The sequence below is a fragment of the Spongiactinospora sp. TRM90649 genome (assembly GCF_029382225.1).
Taxonomy (GTDB): domain Bacteria; phylum Actinomycetota; class Actinomycetes; order Streptosporangiales; family Streptosporangiaceae; genus Spongiactinospora.
This window is the reverse complement of sequence record NZ_JARLTC010000049.1, coordinates 32524-50980: the sequence shown is the minus strand read 5'-3', so window position 1 is coordinate 50980 and position 18457 is coordinate 32524. Positions and strand designations below refer to the sequence as shown.

At 67.0% G+C, this 18457-nt stretch carries 19 protein-coding genes; 5 read left to right on the top strand and 14 right to left on the bottom strand.

Annotated elements, in window-relative coordinates; translation table 11 throughout:
• Positions 1 to 20: 20 nt before the first annotated feature.
• The 8 genes from P3X83_RS40070 to P3X83_RS40035 form a co-directional block, all read right to left on the bottom strand.
• A complete protein-coding gene (locus tag P3X83_RS40070; RefSeq protein ID WP_277310643.1) occupies positions 21 to 806 on the bottom strand; it encodes a thiopeptide-type bacteriocin biosynthesis protein in 786 nt (261 codons plus the stop codon).
• A gap of 68 nt (positions 807 to 874) precedes the next feature.
• Complete coding sequence (locus P3X83_RS40065; protein WP_277310642.1) at positions 875 to 2116, bottom strand: lanthionine synthetase C family protein; 1242 nt, start codon at positions 2114 to 2116, stop codon at positions 875 to 877.
• Positions 2113 to 5121 carry a lantibiotic dehydratase gene (locus tag P3X83_RS40060; protein ID WP_277310641.1) on the bottom strand — a complete coding sequence of 1003 codons (3009 nt, stop codon included), beginning with the start codon at positions 5119 to 5121 and terminating at the stop codon, positions 2113 to 2115. The genes P3X83_RS40065 and P3X83_RS40060 overlap by 4 nt, the downstream gene beginning before the upstream one ends.
• Before the next feature lie 236 nt (positions 5122 to 5357).
• Positions 5358 to 5516, bottom strand: coding sequence for an FxLD family lanthipeptide (locus P3X83_RS40055; protein ID WP_277310640.1), 159 nt, complete (start codon positions 5514 to 5516; stop codon positions 5358 to 5360).
• 250 nt (positions 5517 to 5766) lie between these two features.
• Complete coding sequence (locus P3X83_RS40050; protein WP_277310639.1) at positions 5767 to 6633, bottom strand: helix-turn-helix transcriptional regulator; 867 nt, start codon at positions 6631 to 6633, stop codon at positions 5767 to 5769.
• On the bottom strand, positions 6617 to 7162 hold the full coding sequence (locus tag P3X83_RS40045) for a DUF6879 family protein (protein WP_346742789.1): 546 nt from the start codon (positions 7160 to 7162) through the stop codon (positions 6617 to 6619). Before P3X83_RS40045 ends, P3X83_RS40050 begins: the two co-directional genes overlap by 17 nt.
• 8 nt (positions 7163 to 7170) lie before the next feature.
• Positions 7171 to 7377, bottom strand: a complete 207-nt coding sequence (locus P3X83_RS40040) for a hypothetical protein (protein ID WP_277310637.1) — start codon at positions 7375 to 7377, stop codon at positions 7171 to 7173.
• Between the two features lie 128 nt (positions 7378 to 7505).
• Positions 7506 to 8162: an ATP-binding protein gene (locus P3X83_RS40035; RefSeq protein ID WP_277310636.1), complete on the bottom strand. Its 657-nt coding sequence runs from the start codon at positions 8160 to 8162 to the stop codon at positions 7506 to 7508.
• A gap of 351 nt (positions 8163 to 8513) precedes the next feature.
• Between P3X83_RS40035 and P3X83_RS40030 the strand changes: the two genes are divergently transcribed.
• Together P3X83_RS40030 and P3X83_RS40025 are read left to right on the top strand one after the other, a co-directional pair.
• The gene (locus P3X83_RS40030; protein ID WP_277310635.1) at positions 8514 to 9362 is read left to right on the top strand and encodes a helix-turn-helix transcriptional regulator; all 849 of its coding nucleotides are present in this window, start codon (positions 8514 to 8516) and stop codon (positions 9360 to 9362) included.
• A gap of 11 nt (positions 9363 to 9373) precedes the next feature.
• The gene (locus P3X83_RS40025) at positions 9374 to 9592 is read left to right on the top strand and encodes a DUF397 domain-containing protein (RefSeq protein WP_277310634.1); all 219 of its coding nucleotides are present in this window, start codon (positions 9374 to 9376) and stop codon (positions 9590 to 9592) included.
• A gap of 20 nt (positions 9593 to 9612) precedes the next feature.
• Here P3X83_RS40025 and P3X83_RS40020 read toward each other — a convergent pair whose 3' ends face one another.
• Complete coding sequence (locus tag P3X83_RS40020; RefSeq protein ID WP_277310633.1) at positions 9613 to 10614, bottom strand: aminoglycoside phosphotransferase family protein; 1002 nt, start codon at positions 10612 to 10614, stop codon at positions 9613 to 9615.
• Positions 10611 to 12749 (bottom strand): hypothetical protein, encoded by a 2139-nt coding sequence (locus P3X83_RS40015; RefSeq protein WP_277310632.1) that lies wholly within the window; start codon positions 12747 to 12749, stop codon positions 10611 to 10613. The genes P3X83_RS40020 and P3X83_RS40015 overlap by 4 nt, the downstream gene beginning before the upstream one ends.
• Between P3X83_RS40015 and P3X83_RS40010 the strand changes: the two genes are divergently transcribed.
• A complete protein-coding gene (locus P3X83_RS40010) occupies positions 12732 to 13133 on the top strand; it encodes a hypothetical protein (protein ID WP_277310631.1) in 402 nt (133 codons plus the stop codon). The two genes, P3X83_RS40015 and P3X83_RS40010, sit on opposite strands and share 18 nt — an antisense overlap.
• 152 nt (positions 13134 to 13285) lie before the next feature.
• Here P3X83_RS40010 and P3X83_RS40005 read toward each other — a convergent pair whose 3' ends face one another.
• The 4 genes from P3X83_RS40005 to P3X83_RS39990 form a co-directional block, all read right to left on the bottom strand.
• Positions 13286 to 14839 carry a tyrosine-type recombinase/integrase gene (locus tag P3X83_RS40005; protein WP_277310630.1) on the bottom strand — a complete coding sequence of 518 codons (1554 nt, stop codon included), beginning with the start codon at positions 14837 to 14839 and terminating at the stop codon, positions 13286 to 13288.
• Between the two features lie 7 nt (positions 14840 to 14846).
• Positions 14847 to 15065: a helix-turn-helix domain-containing protein gene (locus tag P3X83_RS40000; RefSeq protein WP_277310628.1), complete on the bottom strand. Its 219-nt coding sequence runs from the start codon at positions 15063 to 15065 to the stop codon at positions 14847 to 14849.
• A gap of 74 nt (positions 15066 to 15139) precedes the next feature.
• On the bottom strand, positions 15140 to 16000 hold the full coding sequence (locus P3X83_RS39995) for a DNA methyltransferase (protein WP_277310626.1): 861 nt from the start codon (positions 15998 to 16000) through the stop codon (positions 15140 to 15142).
• A complete protein-coding gene (locus P3X83_RS39990; protein WP_277310625.1) occupies positions 15997 to 16647 on the bottom strand; it encodes a hypothetical protein in 651 nt (216 codons plus the stop codon). Before P3X83_RS39990 ends, P3X83_RS39995 begins: the two co-directional genes overlap by 4 nt.
• A 448-nt stretch (positions 16648 to 17095) precedes the next feature.
• On the opposite strand from P3X83_RS39990, the gene P3X83_RS39985 reads away from it, so the two are divergent.
• Positions 17096 to 17884, top strand: a complete 789-nt coding sequence (locus tag P3X83_RS39985) for a hypothetical protein (protein ID WP_277310624.1) — start codon at positions 17096 to 17098, stop codon at positions 17882 to 17884.
• 226 nt (positions 17885 to 18110) lie between these two features.
• Positions 18111 to 18455 carry a pilin gene (locus tag P3X83_RS39980; protein WP_277310623.1) on the top strand — a complete coding sequence of 115 codons (345 nt, stop codon included), beginning with the start codon at positions 18111 to 18113 and terminating at the stop codon, positions 18453 to 18455.
• Positions 18456 to 18457: the final 2 nt, after the last annotated feature.

The following is an 18457-nucleotide window of genomic DNA, read 5'->3' as shown; positions in this document are numbered from 1 at the left end:
AGTTGTCACGTGGTGGCACCTTACTGATGTTGGATGCGGTTGCCGGTGAAACCCGGTTCTTGGGAGTGGAAGACGGTGGCTGTGGCCAGCGCCGCCAGGGTGGCCTGGTCCGCAGCGGAGAGGCCGGCGCGGTTCGCATGGAAGATGAAGTGATGCGCAAGTACGGCGCGCAGCCCTCGCCGCAGGCACCCGGTCATCGCCAGGTCGAGCAAGACGCCGCCGGTCATGGTGAATGCGAGCATCCACGACGTGCAGATCAGGTCAGACGTCGTACGGGGGTCGATGGTCATCAGCCGCTGCATCGCCCGGCCCAGGCGCGTAGATCTTTCCGCGGTCAGCGTGTGCGAGGCTGGGCGCAGCTCCCCGATTTTCGCCCAGACGTCGCCATACTCGAACCAATCGAGGCCGGCGGCTCGCAGCATGGCGCTGAACAGCAAGACGCTGGTCTCGCGTTGTCCCAGAGCCGCAGCCGAGCCACCGCGCGCGGCCCTAGTGAGGAAATGCCGGGCGTCGTGGTGGAACAGATCGTGGGCGGTTTCCATCGCGGCCGGGCCGCCGAAGGCGAGCGTCTCCGGTTCGTAGATACCGCGCGCCCAGCCGCTGATATGGCCCTGGGCGGCCAGCGTGGCCAGCAGATCCTCCGCGAGCTCGGGCTCGTGGGACCGGTACCGGACGCGCAAGCCGGGCGGCTTGCGGATATACCACCAAGTGTCCAGCAGGCCGACCGCTTGCGCGTGGTTCAGGGCCGGGGCGAGGTGTCGCGCCATGGTGTCGTCTGCTGGGCTACAGGCGGCGAACTCGATCATGTACTGGTGCCAGTCACTTGTCGCCATCGAAGTCGAGGACTCCCCTCCAGGGGCCGGGGTGGGACGGTTCAGGTGATCAGCAAGCAGGTATCCCAACCTGTCGAGGGCGGGCCTATCGTGGGCGTGAGGGCGGCCAGGGCTACACCGGCGGCGCCCTCAAGGACCCCGGGAACCGGCTCGGCTTCGGCGGAGTTCGGGTGGGCCAGCGCCAGGCCGAGCAGCTCGGCCGCGAGCTTCCGCAGCGTTGCTGCCGCGGGCTTCTCGGCGTCGTCGGCAGCACGGGATGCGATGCGGGCGAGCCCGGCGTATCCATGGCACAGCGACGCGTCAGTGGTCGCGGCCCGGAGTGTCGGGTCTGAGAAGGCGCGAATCAGCGCGTGTTCGGCCATGCGGCGGCGCGTCGCGTTACCGGTGGCCAGCGCCGCGAGTTGCTGGGCGCGGCCCAGACCGGCGGAGCCGTAGCACCACGATGGGCGCCGTATCGGTCCGTTGTTGCCCGGCGGAAGGGGACCGGCGTCCAGCTGCGCGCGGCTGATCAGGTACGGCCAGGCGGGGCCGGAATCGGTGTCGGTACGCCAGGAGTCAAGCCAAGCGCAGACGGTTTCGATGGCCTCTACCTGTCCGGGCACGGTGACGCCCTTCAAGGCGGCGACCGCGAGGGCTGCGAGGGGCCCGCCGATGCCGTGGGCCATGCCCGCGTTGCCGTGCCCTTCTGGATAGTCCTTATCGGGGCGTCCGGTCGCGCCGGTGCGCGTCCACCATCCCGGCACGAGCTTCCCCTCGTCGATGCTCACCGGCCTGGTCAGATCGACCAGGTACTCAAGGACAGCGCGTACGGCCTGCCCGCCCGGATCCCGGCGCAGCAGCAATACCGCGATCCCGGCCAGGCCACGGATCGTGTCGAACTCCGCCAGCGCCGGAAGGCGACCGGCGGCGATGCGGGCACGGGCCTCGGCTACGCGGCGGCGCGCGTCCGCGGCGACCGGCTCATCCAGCGAGGCGAGGGCGCTGCGGTAGGCGCCGGAGCGCACGGATGCGGCCGCGGCGAGGGTGAAAGCCAGGGCGGGCGCGCCGTAGAACAGGCCCGTGCTTCGACCGGTCGTGATCGGAGAATGCGCGGTGACGGTCAGCCAGTCCTGGACGCGCTGCCAGGATCGCAGGCCGGCAGCGGCCACCTCGATATGCAGCAAGGCGACACCGGGAGCGCCGTGTGCGAGAGACTGCGGCCACCACGCGTGGGCGGAGGGCAGGCCGCGGGTGGTCGGGACCGCAAGGCGATCCGCGGTCTGGAGGGCGTGTTCGACGTTCACGGACGGACCTGCGTACGGGCGGTCGCGGCCAGCGCGGCAGCTCTGGCCAGGTAAAGGCACACCGACTTGTCCTTCGGGGCGATGCCACTGGCACGCAGAAAGTGGGTGTGCAGGAGGGAGTCGAGGGCGTCGTCGGCCTGGATGCCGGTGGTGTCCGGTCCGGGGAAGTGCGTGCGGTACGCAGTAAGCGCTTCGGCGCGCTGAGTCCAGGCGTCCACTATCGCGGTGCCCCCGGGCACACCTCGCAGGGCGAAGAAGTCATCATGAGGGTCGGCCAGCCGTACGGCTTCGGTGAACACCGGCCGTGGCACCGGCGCCGGCGCGGTGGCGGGAATGCAACGGAGCAGCCACGCCAAGCCGTCGGAGATGCCGCCGGTGAACGCGATCGTCATAGCGACGAAGTTCGCCGCGGCAAGCGCTTGAGCTTTGGGCCGGACGGGGAGGGCGAGCTGGGTGAGCACCGCGGCGGAATCGGCAGCGAATGCCGTTTGAGCCGCGTTCAGCGCGTGGCCGCCGCCCCAACGTCCCGTCTGTGGATAGGAGGTGGCGTAGGCCACGTCGCGCAGCAGCCCGCCCCGGCGCAGCTCATCAGCCCATGCGCTCACTGCGCCCGCCGCCTGGCCGAACGACTCGGCGGTATCCGTCGGCAGGATGATCCGCAACCGCAGGCGGCACTCGCCTCTGTCGCGGAACCGCAGAAACCACCAAACGGGCCACGTATCACCCCACCGGGCCAGCAGAGCCGGCAGGTGCTGGGCAAGGACGGTGTCTTGGCGACTGGCCTCCCCGTACAGCTCGGCGCACAGCACCCGGGACGCCCCCGGCATACAGCCGTAGTCGCGCCCGACGATCCGCTGCCGGACCGGGCGGGGCAGCCGAGGCCACCTCGGTGGCTGCGCTGCGGCCAGCGGCACGACGACCTCGTGCGCGCGCCCTTCGCACCATCCGGCAGCCTGCTCATCGGGGGCCTCTTCCAGGACCGCCAGCAGCTGGGTGTTCATGTGTTCATGCAGCAGAACCCGGTGACCGGCATCGTCCAAATCCAAGGGCAGGCGTTGGTCGTCTACGACCAGGTACACCAGCCGGGGCAAGCGACGCCGAGCGCACCACTCCGCCAGAGCCGCCTCCCAGCTTTTCCAACCGGCAGTGCGTCTGGGCAATTCACCGGCGCCGAGCCGCCACCGTGCCGGGGAGAGAATCGTACGGCCGTGCCGCAGGCGAGGCAGAAACGGCAACTGCCCGGCGGCACCCCAGTCGAAGTCGGTCACCTGGACGGACTGCGCACGGCTGATCTCGGTGACGAAGCGCGCGAGGGGCGGTGTGTGGGTGCGCAGGTTCAGCGCATGCAGTGCCCAGGCCTCAACTCGTTTTCCCCAGGCCGGGACGGCCAGATACAGGCGATGGCCATCACATCCGACCGCCAGGTCTTCCGCCGTCAGTATGTTCGGATCGGTGACGCTATCTCGATGCTCGGCGAAACTGATCACGCTCGGGAGAGCCCGCAAGGTTCGGACGACGTGCGCGGTGGCCGGGTCCAGCGGCGGGAAGGTCAACTGCGCGCATACCGTGTCCGGGTTGCTGCCGGGAAGACGAGCCAGGCCGGAGACAAGTTCCGCCCGTCCCGCCTGGTCGAGGACGGTCAGGAAGCGCCCGCTGACCACTCCCGCCGCCCGGGACACCGACACCATCGTCAGGCGGAAGTCACCGCGCTGCAGGGCATCCAGATCGGCGGCGTGGATGCGGACGCACAGTTCCAGGTGTAGGGGTAGCCGCACCTTTCCCGGAGTGCCCTGTTCCAGTTCGGCGATCAGCGGCTCGTCCAGCACAACCTCATACCGTCCGTCCAAGGCCGCGGTCTGGGCCAAGGCCAGCAGCGTCTCGTCGCGACCGGATCGCGCGGCAGGGCGCGTGGCGTTCGGGGCACCGGGGTAGCCGTCCGGCCACCCGATGCCGCTGTCGGCAACGACGTCCAGCAACGGGACCAGGGCTCCGACGCCGAACCGCTGGTAGAACCGCCGGTGGAAGTCGCTCCACGCGGGCTCGCCGAAAGGATGCGCACTCAGCCGGGCCAGTGCCCGCGCCGCACGTTCGCTCTCGCGGGCCACGGCTGCGGGCAGAACGATACTCGCGTCCCATCTCAGATCCACCGCGACCGGGTGCCGGTGCGTGAAAGCCAGGCCACGCATCCGCCGATTCAGATGCGCCCGGATGGCGCGGCTCTGACGGACGGATACCTTACTGTGCCGGTCCAAAAGCCGATGGATCTCTCGCAGGTCGCCGATTACAGGGGCGACGGAGGGAACCGCAGCGCCATCGAGTTCTTCCAGGTGGGCGAGTATCCATCCCAGCGCGTCCGGCTCGGTGCCCGGTGCGTGCAGGCTGGTGATCAGCGCACGGCGCGCGACCAACGCGGTGAGCATCTCGGTCGCCTTCGCAGGAGCCACGGCAGGGAATGTGGTGACCAGGAGCGCCACCAGCTTTCCGAAAGCGACCGGCGTTCGAGCCGCTTCAATCGCGGTGCGCACGGCGTCGGTGTAGCGCAGCGACACCTCCACCGTTCCCACACGGCCTTCTCCCACCGGCGCCTTGGGCTGGTGGGGGACGATCAACCGATCCCCACGGACGATCGCCATGGAGTTCACGACCACGGCCAGACGCTCAAGGAGCGCTGGGCACCCCTCCAGCGAACCGATGACATCGGCCAGCCAGCCGGCATCGGCCCTGGCCACAGCCCTATGCCCGCTGCCCCATCGCACGAACGGCTGCTCGGCGAACGTGGCAGGAGCCACTCCTGCCAGCAGCCCCACAGGCGTCGGCCGACCGGTCATCCGCCGCACGTATCGGGCCACGGACAGCACAGCCCTTCGGGTCGCCCGCGCCTCGGGCCGGTTCATGGCGAGCAGCGCGCGGACGCGCTCGTCCAGCGCTGGACTGGCGTGGGCGAGGGTGTCGGCGACCTCGGGGGTGGCCCATACTTTGCGAAGCCAGTCGACCCAACCGATCACGCTGGAGGGGTCCGTGCGGGCCGGGTCGATACAGGCCAGGTCGGGCCATGGAGGAAGTGGGAGCCCGGAGTGGTGAGCGGCGCGGATGAGCGCTCCACCCATTACCCGGAAACCCTGCTCGCTGTCATCTGGTGATCTCACGCGGACCCCTGGCGAAGATGCAGAAGTGGGAGGTGGGTGGCCGGACACCACCTGCGGTCGTGCGGCGAGTGGCGTGCGGCCATCGGTGACGCGGGCTAGGCCCCGGTGACGCAAGTGGACTTCTCGCAGGTAGAACCACAGTTGTCGTCGGTCATGTTGACCAGGCCGGCCGGGTCCGATACCTCCAGCAGGGAGATGTCCAGGTCGAACAGGCCGGGTGGTGAAATGGGCTGGGGCGGGCTCGCAGTATCCATCGCTTCTCCCAACTTCCGGGTCCGGACCGCTCCGGCCCGGGCTTCTTCCGGCGGTTTGTCCACCTCTGCCTGGCGGAATCCACCACACCGCCCTCATGGGCGGAGAGCGGTACGCCGTTGCCGACTTCCGCTGATGTCCAGAACTGTGCTGCTCCGCGGTGCCCGTGTCCGGGGCAGGAGCGTTGTCTCAGACGCTAAGAAGACCGCTACCAGCGCATCAAGCAGATTGCGCGAGATTTCTCGACGGGCATCAGGCTTGCTCGCTAGTTTCAGGGAAGAACTGCGCAGCAAGATCGTCGAGGACTCCGGTCATGATCGCTCTCGCCGGTCGGCCGTAGGTGGCGACGTCGTGCATGAGCGCGAAGATCCGGCCGTACAGCTCGATCTCATCCGGCTGGATAAGCGACATCTCCGCCGAAAACGTCTCAACCATGACAAGGGTTTCTTCGTAGATCCAGAAGCCGTGAACGGGGCTTTTGGGCAGGCGAGCCGTGAACGGGATGACACCCACCACCACGTTGGGGAGAGTGCTCGTCGCGATAAGTCGTTCGATCTGGCCCATCAGCACGTCCGGCGGGGCTACCAGGTTTCGCAGCGCCGCCTCGGTCACGATGAAGTGGAATTTACGTCCCGGGCGATAAAGGATCTTCTGGCGCTCCATCCGCGCCTCCACCCCTTCGTCCAGGTCGTCCGGGATTTTGTGCATGGCGATCGCCTGGGCGAAAATGCTTCTGGCGTACTCCGGGGTCTGCAAAAGCCCCGGAACCGTCGCAGGCTCGAATATCCGCAGCAGCGAAGCGCCTGCTTCTATCGCCGCGAGTTGGACCTGCCTGGCTCGGGTGCCCGTACGAAGATGACGCTTCCACTCGGCGTGGGCGAGTTCCAAGCTTCGGAGCTGCGATATCAGCGCGCCGGCCTGCTCGGGTGCGCCACTGGCCACAGCCCAGGCCCTGATCTCCGCGTCGGTGGGTGTCTGCTTCCCATGCTCGATCTTGGAGACCTTGGCGGGTTGCCAGCCCAGCGACTGCGCGAGCTGCCGACCGTTCATTCCCGCGTCGGTACGCAGCTCACGCAGTCGATTTCCCAGCGCCTCACGCGCCTCACGGACGTTCGGCACCGCGCCACTTCTTGACGTACTCAGCGAAGGGAGTGGCCACCGCCCAGGCGGTATCGCGTCCTTCGCTATATCTGGCCACCGTGCCGGGATCGTCGATCAACTCGGTCGAGACCAGCGCATCGTCATCGTCGAAGCGCATCAGCGCCAGACGCCGACGATCGAACAGCCAGTAGTCCTCCGACGGCAAATCCAGATCGTCGGCGACATGGCGGGGAAGATACCTGATGTCCTCACCCGCGTCGGCGTTTCCCGGGTTCAGTGCCAGCTCGAAACGGATGTAGTCGCTCGGCGGCTCCGACACCACCCGGACGCGCTGGACGTGCCGTCCCGTCATGGTCGCCTCGCGCATCAGGCGCATCCAGGTCGCACGCTGGGACTCGTTGAGCCGGTCCAGTTCCGCCCAGTCACGGACCTGGAACGCCTCCCAGCGGGCGCGCTCCTCGGGCACGTTGTACCGGTCACGCAGCTCCAAGCGGAACGCGCCTGACCGCATCTGGGTGAACAAGGCGAGGAAGTCCCCCCCTGCCACCAGGTGTGTCACCGCTCCTCCCGTGCGTGCCGGAGGACGTCGGCGGGGATCTCTACGACCGTCTCGTCGGCGGCGAGGTCGCGCACACCGGCGAGCGCCTCGGCGTCGGTCACTTTCTTCCCCTGTACGACGTATGTCCCTCGGTCGGTGCGGTAGAGCGCAGGACAGTTGCCCTCGTTCGATCCGCCGGTCTTGCCCAAGAACGTTAGCCGCATGACACCCTCCCTGGGTACGGAGTTTCGCATGATTGCGCCACTCAACTCGATGATTGCTGATCATTTCTCGGAGCGGAAGCCCCACAAGGGTGATCACAAGAGCGATGCCACGTGCGGAGGTCGAGAGGTCACGAGACAGTGCGTTTGGTGCACCATGCGGTCTTGCCACTCGGGGCGGGGTCAAAGCCCCAGGTGTCGGCGAGCTTGGCGACCAGGTGTAGTCCGCGGCCATGCTCCTCATCCACGTCGGGCGGCCCGACGTTAGGGGACGGGAAATGAGGGTGATTGTCGGTCACCTCAACGCGAACCAGATTGCCGATGTAGTGAAGGGTGAGGGTGATAGGGGCCTTGCCATACCGCACTGCGTTGGTAACAAGTTCGCTGACCAGGAGGGTCACGTCGTAGATCGCCTCGTCATGCACTTCCCAGGCGGTCAGGATGCGAGTGGTGAATCGGCGCGCTTCACCGACGGCTCGGTCGTCATGAGGAACGGCGTAGTGCGCTTCCTTGGTCATGATGCGGTCTGGACGAGGGTCAGTGCCGACGACAGCAGTGATCCGGGCGAGGAGCGCGCGGAGGTCCTCGTGGGTGTCCTGAGAGTTCAGGCCGAGGACCGCCCGTAGATCGACGGGGGTCGCCTCGCGGTCGAGGCCGGCCTGTTCAGCGGCCTTGATAATGGCCGCACGGCGGTCGGGTACGGCGTCGCCGTACAGGATGCCGGTGAGGAAGCCGGTGCGAAACAGCACTTCATCGGGCGCGGCCCGAAGGGGCATACTGGCGGTCATCGAGGTCAGAAACTCCCTTCCTAGTTCCTGATCCAGCCCCAGGCCGGGTGGCCGCCCGCGCCTGGGGCCATCTTGTTTTCACAGCGTCCGCGAACATCGCAGCGCATACAGGGCGCAGCGTGACCGAGGTGACGTCCTTCGCTCGATCACTCCATCTCCTCCCGGCTTCGGGAGCGGATGGCACGCCAGCTTGTGCCACTATCAGTCATCGCACACTCACTGTCAGCGACCGGCGAGTGCTAGGTTCATACTTGCCCTCGCAGAGCGAATTTGCAAGACAAACGCTTAAGCAAGCAAAGAAGCGCAATACAAAGTCATTCAAATGCCATCTTTCCCCCAAGGAGGTCATTGGTGACCTACAGCCCGACGGTGCGCCGACGCCGTCTCTCATCGCTCCTGCGCCAGCTCCGGCAGTCCGCCGGCTTCCACGCCGACGAGGTCGCCCGCCGCCTGGAGTGGACCGCGTCCAAGCTGACCAGGATGGAGCGCAATGAGTGGAAGCTCCCGAGCGTCCGGGACGTGCGCGATCTTCTCGACGTCTACGGCGTGACTGACAAGGCCCAGCGCGAGGCGGTGATCACGCTCGCTCGTGAAGCCCGGCAGCGCGGCTGGTGGGAGGAGTACAAGGATGTGTTCGAGCTCGGCTCGGTCCCCGAGTTCGAAGCGGAGGCGGCGAAGATTCTCACCTTCCAGGCGCTCCTGGTCCCCGGCCTGCTGCAGACCGCCGACTACGCCGCTGCCGTCTTTCGCGGTGGCCAGGTCGTGCGCGAGGAGACGATCAGCCGTCGCGTCGAGGCCCGGATGGCGCGCCAGCAGATCCTTGAAGGTAAGAAGCCGCCCATCCTCTGGGCCGTCATTGACGAGGCTGCACTCACCAAGCATGTGGGAGGCGTGGCCGTCATGCGACAGCAGCTACTGCACATCGCCAAGATGGCCGAACGCCCGAACATCGGCGTTCAGGTGATACCGCACACGGTCGGCGCCCACGCTGCCGCCGAGAACTCGTTCACGATCCTGGAGTTCGCTACGCCGGACGATCCGAGTATCGTGAACATCGGCATGATCACAGGGGATCTGTACCTGGAGAAACCCGAGGAAGTCAGAACCTATGTGCTGGCATATGATCACGTTCGCGCATCAGCGCTGAGCGCAGATGCGTCGCTGGCGTATCTGGCCGGTTTGGCGGAACAACTTCAATAGAGGCGAGAGTCATGGACCTTACCCAGTCCGAGGAACTCACCTGGCGTAAAAGCTCGTACAGCGGAGCCAACAGCTCTGACTGCGTCGAGATCGCGACGTTGCCCGAGGGAGGCCGGGCCGTGCGCGACAGCAAGGACTCCGGCGGACCGATACTGCGCTTCGCGCCTTCCGAGTGGAGAGCATTCGTCGACGGCATCAAGGATGGCACTCACGCGCCGAAGCTGCAGTAAGCGCATTCCTGCTCGCCAGGTCAGTCCGGCTGGGCGGGATCTCCTTCGCGCAGGAGGGCAGCTACCTGTGCCTCCGTGATCAAGGCGTCATGCTGCCAGACCCTCCCCGCAGCATGAAGTTTGGCGACCAACTTGCGGATCAGATGCGCTTCCTCTGCTTCGTCGAGGGTTTCGGCCCTGATCAGCTGCGTGTAGCGGACGGTGTCGACAATGGATGACTTTACCCGCTCATGCGCGAGGTAGATGTCGAGATCGTCCTTCCAGCCCTCGGTGGACCGTGATGGCATTCCATCCAGCCATCCGCCAAGTACGGCTGCGTGCTCGTCCTCCTGGTACGCCATCTTGTGGAAATGAACGGCCAGCTCGTAGACAGGATCGCCCCATAAAGCGAGCTCCCAATCAAGGAAGACGACACGCCCGTCGCTGAGGATCATGTTCTTGCGGTGAACGTCAGTGTGGATAAGCCCGAACGGCCGTGGGGTCAGATCGGGCCAGCGTGCGAGGACGGAGGCGAGCGGATCGTCGGGAATGCCGAGTGCCGAGAAGAGCGATCGGTACTCGTCCCCAAAAGTCGTATAGACCTGTCGCGTGATGCCGGACAGGAGGCTCGCGAAACCAACCGTGTCCCCATCCTCCGGCCACGATGGTGGAAGCTCGGGCAGTTCCGCCAGCGGAACGCTCGTGAGCTGAACGAACAGCTCCACCACGTCATGCACCACAACCGGCGGAAGGCGCCGCCCGCGAGGCGCGATGTCCGCGATGAGGTCACCGGCGATGAACTCATGTACCTGGAAGCGCGGATCCTGCGATACGTGCAGCAACCGCGGCGCATGGCTTACGTGGGCAGTAAGCGTGGCCAGGACCTCTTGTTCGGGCCAGAGGCGAAGGTCCATCGAGTCGGCACCGGCTATGGGGATACGGACGACGACGGGCCCGGTTTCCGTGTCCACTCGCACGTTGTCGTTGTAGAAACCGCTGGAGCCTCCGCGAGACTGGAGGGCCGCTTCGTAAAGATCGTTCATGCCAACAGCCCTCGCAGGTGGTACTGCAATCGCGCTTCGAGCGCGTCCAACGAGTCCAACGCTTCTATCCTGGTTCTCGCCTCCTCAGCCGCCCGGCTGACCTTGTCATCGGTACGGCCGAGCGCACCGAGGAGGTGCGCCGCCACCATCAGAAGGGTCGGGTAGACCTCGACCTTGACCAGTTCGTCGACGGCCCAGGACACCGATGCCTCCGCCTCATCCGCATGGCCCCGCCGTGCGTGGAGGGTGGCCTTGACCAGCTCGGCTCTCGCCCGACCGGAGCGGTACCCCGCCTTCTCCAGAGCCCGGCACCCTTGATCAAGGGAGCTCTCCGCTTCCTCGAACCGCCCGATGGCCAGGTGTGCGTGCCCCATGGCGGTGTAGGCCTTGCCCACCTCGTGCAGGGCTCCCAGATCGGCATTGGCGGCCACGGCATCGAGCGAGACGTCGATCGCGGAGAACGGATCCGTCCAGGCGAGCAGTTCGGCCCTGTTCGTCTTGATCAGTGCCGCGCCCACGATCGTCCCAGCCTGCTGGTAACAGATCTCCGCCTCACGGAGGTACTGATCAGCATGCTGGAAGTCGTAGCTGAAACGTGCGGCGAGATACAACAGGCGAGCGAGATCGCCCCTGAGGACATAGGCATCCGCCGGACATGTGGCGGCAAGCTCGTTCGCCAGACGGATCGCAGCCCCGAACCTCCCCTGCGCCATATGCAGATCCGCGCTCCACAGCCCCGCAGGGTGCCGTTCCGGTCCTTGGCGGCCCTCCCACACGCTGGCGTAGATGGTCAGGGCTTCGGACGTGTCGCCGGCGATACGGCGCCCGTGACCTGCGGCGACCGCTAGACGCGCACCGGCCATGGTCGCCAGCGACCACGAGCCCGCAGGCGTGAGATCGTTGATCCTGCTGGTGTCGCCCAGCAGGACGGCCGACTCTGCGGCAAGACAACGAGCGGTCTGCTCCAGAGTCTCGTCGGACTTGTGACCGCCGAGATACTCGGTCAGATCGGAGACGAGCACGGCCATTCCCTGCGACCCTCCAGATGCGGTGATCCGGTCGGCGTACTCCAGGAGCCGGTCGCTGGACAGCATCTCGGCGTGGAGTCCGTGGTACACCGCTTCGCACAGGGCATCTGTGGCGTTGTCCTTCTCGGCGCGGTCCCTCCACAGTTCGTGCAGCATGCTGTGGGTGTCGCGAGCGATGGCGGACGAGAGCCGTACGCACAGGGAATTGGCCATGAGCTGGTGCAGTTGGAAACGCTCGTCCGACGCCGGGTAGACGAACGAATAGGCCACCAGCCGTTCCCAGGCGAGTCGGCTGGCGGGCAGGTGGAAAGCCTGTGCGAGCCGGGTGAACAGTTCGAAGTCGAAAGTCCGCGAGGCGCTGAGCAGGTCAAGGTAACGACGCTCGTCTGGGTCCACATGCTGCAGGAAGCGCTGCATGATCTCGTCCTGTGAAACGACGCGTCCCTTGCCCTCGCTGTCGACCGCGAGATGCAAGTAGAACGGGACGCCCACGCTGGCGTTCGCGATGACCTCCTGGAGTTGCGGGTCACTGACTCCGCCGTCTGCCAGCAGTTCCATCCGGGACTCCATCGGAAGCCCCTCCAACGGAAGAACGCGGATCACCTCCTCCCAATCCGCGTCGACTTGGTGCCAGGCCACGGGTTCCCTGCTTGCTATCACCGTGAGACCACGGTCCAGCTGCCCCACCAGGTCACGCAGCCAGGTATCGGCGCTCGGCAGGCCAAGTGCCTCGTACGCGTCCACCACGACCAGGTAGGGGGTGTCCTTGCAGCCGATCCGGAGGTCTTCCGCGAAGAGGTACGTGACCGCGTCCACCAGGTCGGCCCCCGGCAACTGGTCGAGTTGGGCCAAGGTGCCGTCGGTGCGGAGGTGGCGACGCCGTCTCTTCGCGCCGACGCCACGATCCATGAGCTTGACCAGCCCCACCGCGGTGGCGAACACCGGGACGCTCGCGACGCCGTCAAGTATCTCGCTCAGTACCTCGCTGTGCTCGACGAAGGGCAGGTCGCGCCGGCTCAGCCCGAGGTGTGGATGCAGGCGCTGCCACAGCACCGCATAGGCGATGTCGTAGCGATCAAAGCGCACCCCTTGCTCGCCGAGCTGCATCCGCAGTACGGCAAGGGCATCCACCTGCTGCCGGTGCGCCGGGACCTGAAGGTCCAGCGTGGCCACGAGAAAGTCGCTCCTGACATGCCGCTCGAACTCGCGCAGCAGGCGCGACTTGCCGATCCCGCCGACTCCGACGACGTTCAGGACGCGGGGGCCATGACCGATCTTGCCGAGTTCCTCCTCGAAGACAGCCCGCGGGCCTTCACGGTTGACGAAACGGCGATGCAGTGCCGCGACCCGATGAAATCGGGGTTCGAGGGGCATGAAACCTCTCCTGTGATCGGTCCGAATCCGACGCACCAAGACATTGCTCTTCGACAACGCGTGATGCGCAGCCCCACCTGCAGGATCTTGGCGGGGCCACAGACCATCAAAGATTGAGGTGTCGTCCCCGGTCAACACCCATCGCGGAACGCGGTAATTAGGTCACCATTTTCAATCCCGAAACCGGGCAATATCCCGACTGATTCCACAAAAGCTACCTTTTCAGGACGGGCTGCATTGCTGGTTGAATCTGCCATTGTGAGAGACCGCTACCTGCCAGTGAGCCCTGGCCATACCACTCTCAGTCGCCTTGGCCCGGAGGGCCGTCTGCTGCTGCTCACCAGTGCCGCAGTGGACTCGGCGGCGGCCGCGGCCACCTCGGGGAAGACACTGGTGTAGGTGTCCCGGGTGAACGTCGAAGACACATGCCCCAAGGTCTCCTGCACCACCTTCAACTCCACCCCGGCCGCCAGCATCAGCGACGCCGCTCCGTGGCGCAGGTCGTGCAGCCGGATCGGCGGCAGGCCCGCCTCGTACACCAGTAGGTAGAACTGATCGGTCACATACTGCGGGTGCAGGGGACGGCCAAGTTCGTCGGTAAAGGCGAAACCAGTGTCGATCCAGTCCTCCCCCAGCGCCAGCCGTTCCCTCGCCTGCCGGGCGCGGTGGGCCTGGAGCGCCGCCAGCGTCTCGGCGTCCACCGCGATGGTGCGGTCGCTGGCGTCGGTCTTCGGCTTGCCCTGGATCGGGGTCCAGCCGAGCTGGGTGATCTGCCAGTGCACGCCGATCACACCCGCAGCGGCGTTCACATCCCGCCAGCGCAGCCCGACCGCCTCACCCCGCCGCAGGCCACGTAGGGCGATCAGCCGGAACAGCGCGAACAGCCGGTGACTCCGGGCGTGGTCGAGGAATGCCGAGGTCTGGACCGGTGTCCACACCATCACCGGCGACGGGCGCGGCGCGGAGATGTAGGCCGCCAAAGCGCTGCGCCCGTCCTGCGTAGCGAGGTGGCGGGCGTGGTCGGCGTGCCACTGGGTGACGCGTTCCTCGCTCCACACCACCGGCCTGGGCCGTACGGCCACCGGCAGCTCGACCACGGCGGCGGGGTTGAAGTCGAGCAGCCGGTCCTGCTTGATCGCGATGTTGAGGGCGTGCCGCAGCGTCGCGCGGATACTGTGCATGGTCCGCGCCCCGACCGGACGCCGGTACTTCACCCCCGCCAGTTGCTCCGGGTCGCCGCTCGCGCGGGCGGCGGTGATGACGTCGTTGAACTCCTCGATCGCGTCGAACATCCCGGCCACGTCGGAGACCCGCAACCGGTCCAGCCGGATACCGCCCAGGTAGGGATCCAGGTAGAGCCGAATGTGCGTCGCGTACAGGCGGCGGGTGGTCTCATCGATGCGCCGCTTGCGTTTCAGGAACTCCCCCAGCCACTCCCCCACGGTGATCTGCCGGTTCAGGTCCTGGCCGGTGCGGACCTTGCGGCGTACCTCCTCCACCGGCGGCAGTTGCCTGGTGGCCTTGAGCGTGGCCAGCATCAGCTCGGTGATCTGCCGCCTGACCCCGGGATCGGCGTCCAAGGCGAGCAGGCCGCAGGCGTGGTCGAGTTCGGCCTCGGCGTCGGCCAGGGTGGGGAACCCGCTGCGCCGCAGCGGGTTACGGCGTCGCCCGTCGGCGTGCGGGGGCAGCTCCAGCTGGTAGGCCCACCGCCCGTGGGTGGTGCTCCAGCGCTGGCTCCCGCGTCCGTGGAGCTTCGGGCAGCTCTTGCCGAGCCGCCGTCCGCTCTCCTCATCGCGGCAGGAACAATTCTTGTAGATGGCCACTGGCCCCTCATCCTTCCGACCCGTCGTACCCCAGCAGTGATCGCACCCCGCGCGCCGGTACGGCATAGCGCCCGCCGATCCGCAGCACCCGGCACGGGAACTCCCCAGACCGGGCCAACCGGTAGGCCTTGGTACGGCCCATACCGAGCAGCCGCCCGGCCGTGAGCAGATCCAGTACCGGCGGAAGGCGGTCCAGATCCGCCGCTGCCGTAACGTGCTTCGCCACGAATCACCTCCAGGTTGGGAATCGACGAACCCGTCGCGCGGGGGTGGTATCGACGCCCGCCTTCGTACCGCAGGTCAAGCGACACCGTCCGCGGGCATCGGGGGGCACCGGAAGACCAGCAGGTCCTCGTGCGCGACCGCGTGGATCGGGATGCCGCGCGCCCACGCCTTACGCGCCTCATGCAGCTGGAAGAACGAGGCCCGGTTCAGCAGCCTGCCGTCCCCCAGCCCGCACAGCAGGCACACCACCCGGTCGGCGAGGACGAGCCCCGCCCGCTGCCCGACCTCGATGACGTGTCCGGGCAGGTCGACCAGCTCGCCGCGATGCCGGAAGGGCCGTACTGTCACCGCCACGATCCCGTCCGGCCGCAGCAGCCGCGCGCTCCCAGCGAGAATGCCGGCGAACCCGTCCAGCAGTGCGGGAAGGCTCTGGTGGGCCAGGTTGGCGCGGTCGCGGGAGTAGCGGTGGTTCGACTTGCGGATGCCCGGCTCGCCGCTGTCGCGGGTGGAGCGGACGTGCCCGTGTGTGGCCGGGCCGTACGGCGGCGACGTCAGCACCAGCGCCGCCCGCCCGGCCGCCTCCGGCAGGAGCTGGGTGATCCGCCGGGCATCACCGGCGATCACCCGTCCGGTCCCTATCGCGTCCTGGCTGCGGGCGAGCGCGAGATTGGCCACCGCGAGCGCGGCCCAGCCGTACTCGAACTCCACCCCCACCGCGTCCCGGCCCAGGTGAACCGCCTCGACCAGAGTGGTGCCGATCCCGCACATCGGATCGACCACCAGGTCCCCCGGCCGGGTGAACGCGGCGACCGCCCTGGCCGCGATTGCGGGCAGCATCTTTCCCGGATGCTTCATCGACTCCGGCACGTACCGGCCCTGCCGCTGCGCCCGCGACGGCTGCTGCCCGGTCGGCCACACCGAAGAAGTCGATGTCATCGCTCACCGCCCAGCGCAGACCTGGTGAAGATCAGCACATCGCTGTGCGCACGTCTACTCATAACCTCGCCCCGCGAGTACGGCGGAGCGGGCTCCTCGGCACGGCGAAGAGGAATCTGAAGTGCCACGACGTGCTGTAGGTAGATCAGCCCGTTCGCTTTGGCGCAGATGATGATCTGCGGAGCTGGATCGATCACCCTGCGCCCCTTCTGGTGCAGTCCAGCGACGACGGCGAGGTGACCGCCCGGTCTCAACAGCCCGCTCAAGTGAGGGAGCTGGTCCGTCACTCGGGTACGGCAGGTCTGCTTCGCTACGACCGTGGCCGCTGTGCCGTACAGATCGGCGAGTCCCGCACCGGGACCGGCAGGCCCGGTGACACGCAAATCCAGCTCCCCAGGATCGACCGGGCCGACCGCCCGGCGCGCGGCCTCCGCCGCAACCGCGTCGCCGAAGGTGCCGACGGCATGGCAACCGAGCTTCAGCGCGGTGGAGACGACCACGTGGTCGGCGGCGTCGATGTCGACGACTAGATCTCCCGGCCGCGCACAGGCGGTCAGCAGGTGATGCGCCAGCGCATGACTGACCGGGACGCAGCAGGGGTGTGGGCAACCGTGCTTCGACTCCCGGTCGGCGGCGGCCTGCCACACACTCAACGGCAGATGCCGCGAAACTCCGTATCTGGAACGCGAAGGTGCTGTCACGATGACGTGGCCCGATCACACCGGCCACCTGATCCCTGTCACCCTGAGAAATACTGGCCACGGACCACAAGATCGGACACCTCGAGACGAGGTCTTCCAACGCACCTGAGACCGGCGGGCAGCTTGGTGGAAACTTGACCTGTTGAATCGGGATGATCTGCGTTTATGCAGGTCAGCGCTATCCAGAACACCATCCGGCAGCCATGACCAGGCCGGCACGAGAAGTCCGGTTGACCGCTCAGCGGGGGTTGCCGCAGGTCAAAGCATGTATCGATGCATTCCACAGTCTTTGGCGACCTCTTACCCGTGCCGAGGTCCGTACCGATCATGTCCCGATCTTGCGGGACACCGCTGGCACACAGGCAGCAATCGACCGATCACCTCGGGAGCTGCCATGTCGCACATCGCTTCCACCACCGGCACGATCAACTCGGTCACCCTCAAGTATCCGAAGGCCCAGACTTCCACGCTGCCGCTGGACGTCGCTGAGAGAGCCTTCACCCTCCTGACCCGAATGCCCCAGCCGATCAGCATCGACGGAGAGGCGCTCGGCTTGGGCCTGCCCGCACGCCCCGTCCCGCTCGACGAGCTCCGCGCGATCCTGCTCCACCCGTCCTGCTCGCGAACCAGCCGCGACGAGATCTGGCGGCACCTGATCTGCCAAGCCAGAACCCACCGGGGTGACTGGACCATCGCGATTACGGCGCTTGCCATGCCGATGCTGCGCTCTCTCACCAGGTCCCTCGACACGACCGACCGCGAGGAACTCGAAGCCGACGTGCTGGCCTGCTTCATGGACGCGCTGGACCGCGTGAATCTGACCTGGAGTCACCCGGTTCTACGGCTGTCCCGGCTGACCCGTTACGCCGTCCTGCGTGCCCGCGCCGCCGAACGGCCGCAGTTGCTGGCCGACCCCGATCCGGTCGAGGACCGCAGCCTCACCTACCCCGCGGGCAACGCCGATCTGCTGCTGGCCGAGGCCGTACGCCAGGGGATCATCAGCGCCGAGGCCGCGGAACTGATCGGCGCGACACGGCTGGAGGGCGTGCCGCTCAGCGCGTACTGCCGCCGCCACGGGCTGCTCTACTGCGCCGTGCTCAAGCGCCGTCAGCGCGCAGAGAACCGCCTCCGCCAGGCACTCATCGCGGGAGACCTGACCGGCGATCAGCCGGGCCATGGCTGAGCAAAATCCGCGACCGCCGCTGTCCCACCCATCGCCCGTTTCCAAGTCTTTCCGCAGATGAAGAGCAGCGCGGACGGCACCGATCCCGCCGGGGACGCATCGGCCACCGGTCCCTGTCACCACCGGTAGCTCGCACCTCGAAGGAGGACGCCCAACACGCCCGGCGGGATGGTGCCTCCGCCGCTGCTCCTCACCTCCACACGTTCGACGATCAAAGGAGGTGGCAATGTCATCCCGCCTCAAGCTCGCCCTTATCGCCATGATCGTGGTCGCCGCTATCGGGCTCGGCACGCTCCTTGAGGTCGGCATCGCCCGCAGCGCCACGACGCTCGCCGTACCGGCCACTCTGAACCAGGTAGTCGACAATCTGCGCAAGGTCATCGTGGGGTTGCTGGTCGCCCTGGCCACCCTGTTCCTGACCGTTGGCGGAGTCCGATACATCCTCGCCGGGGGCGACCCCGGCGAGGTGGAGGCCGCCAAGAAGACGCTCCGCTATGCCGCGCTCGGGTATGGCATCGCCGCTCTCGCGCCACTGCTGGTGAACATCCTCAAGAGCATCGTGGGCGCGTAGCG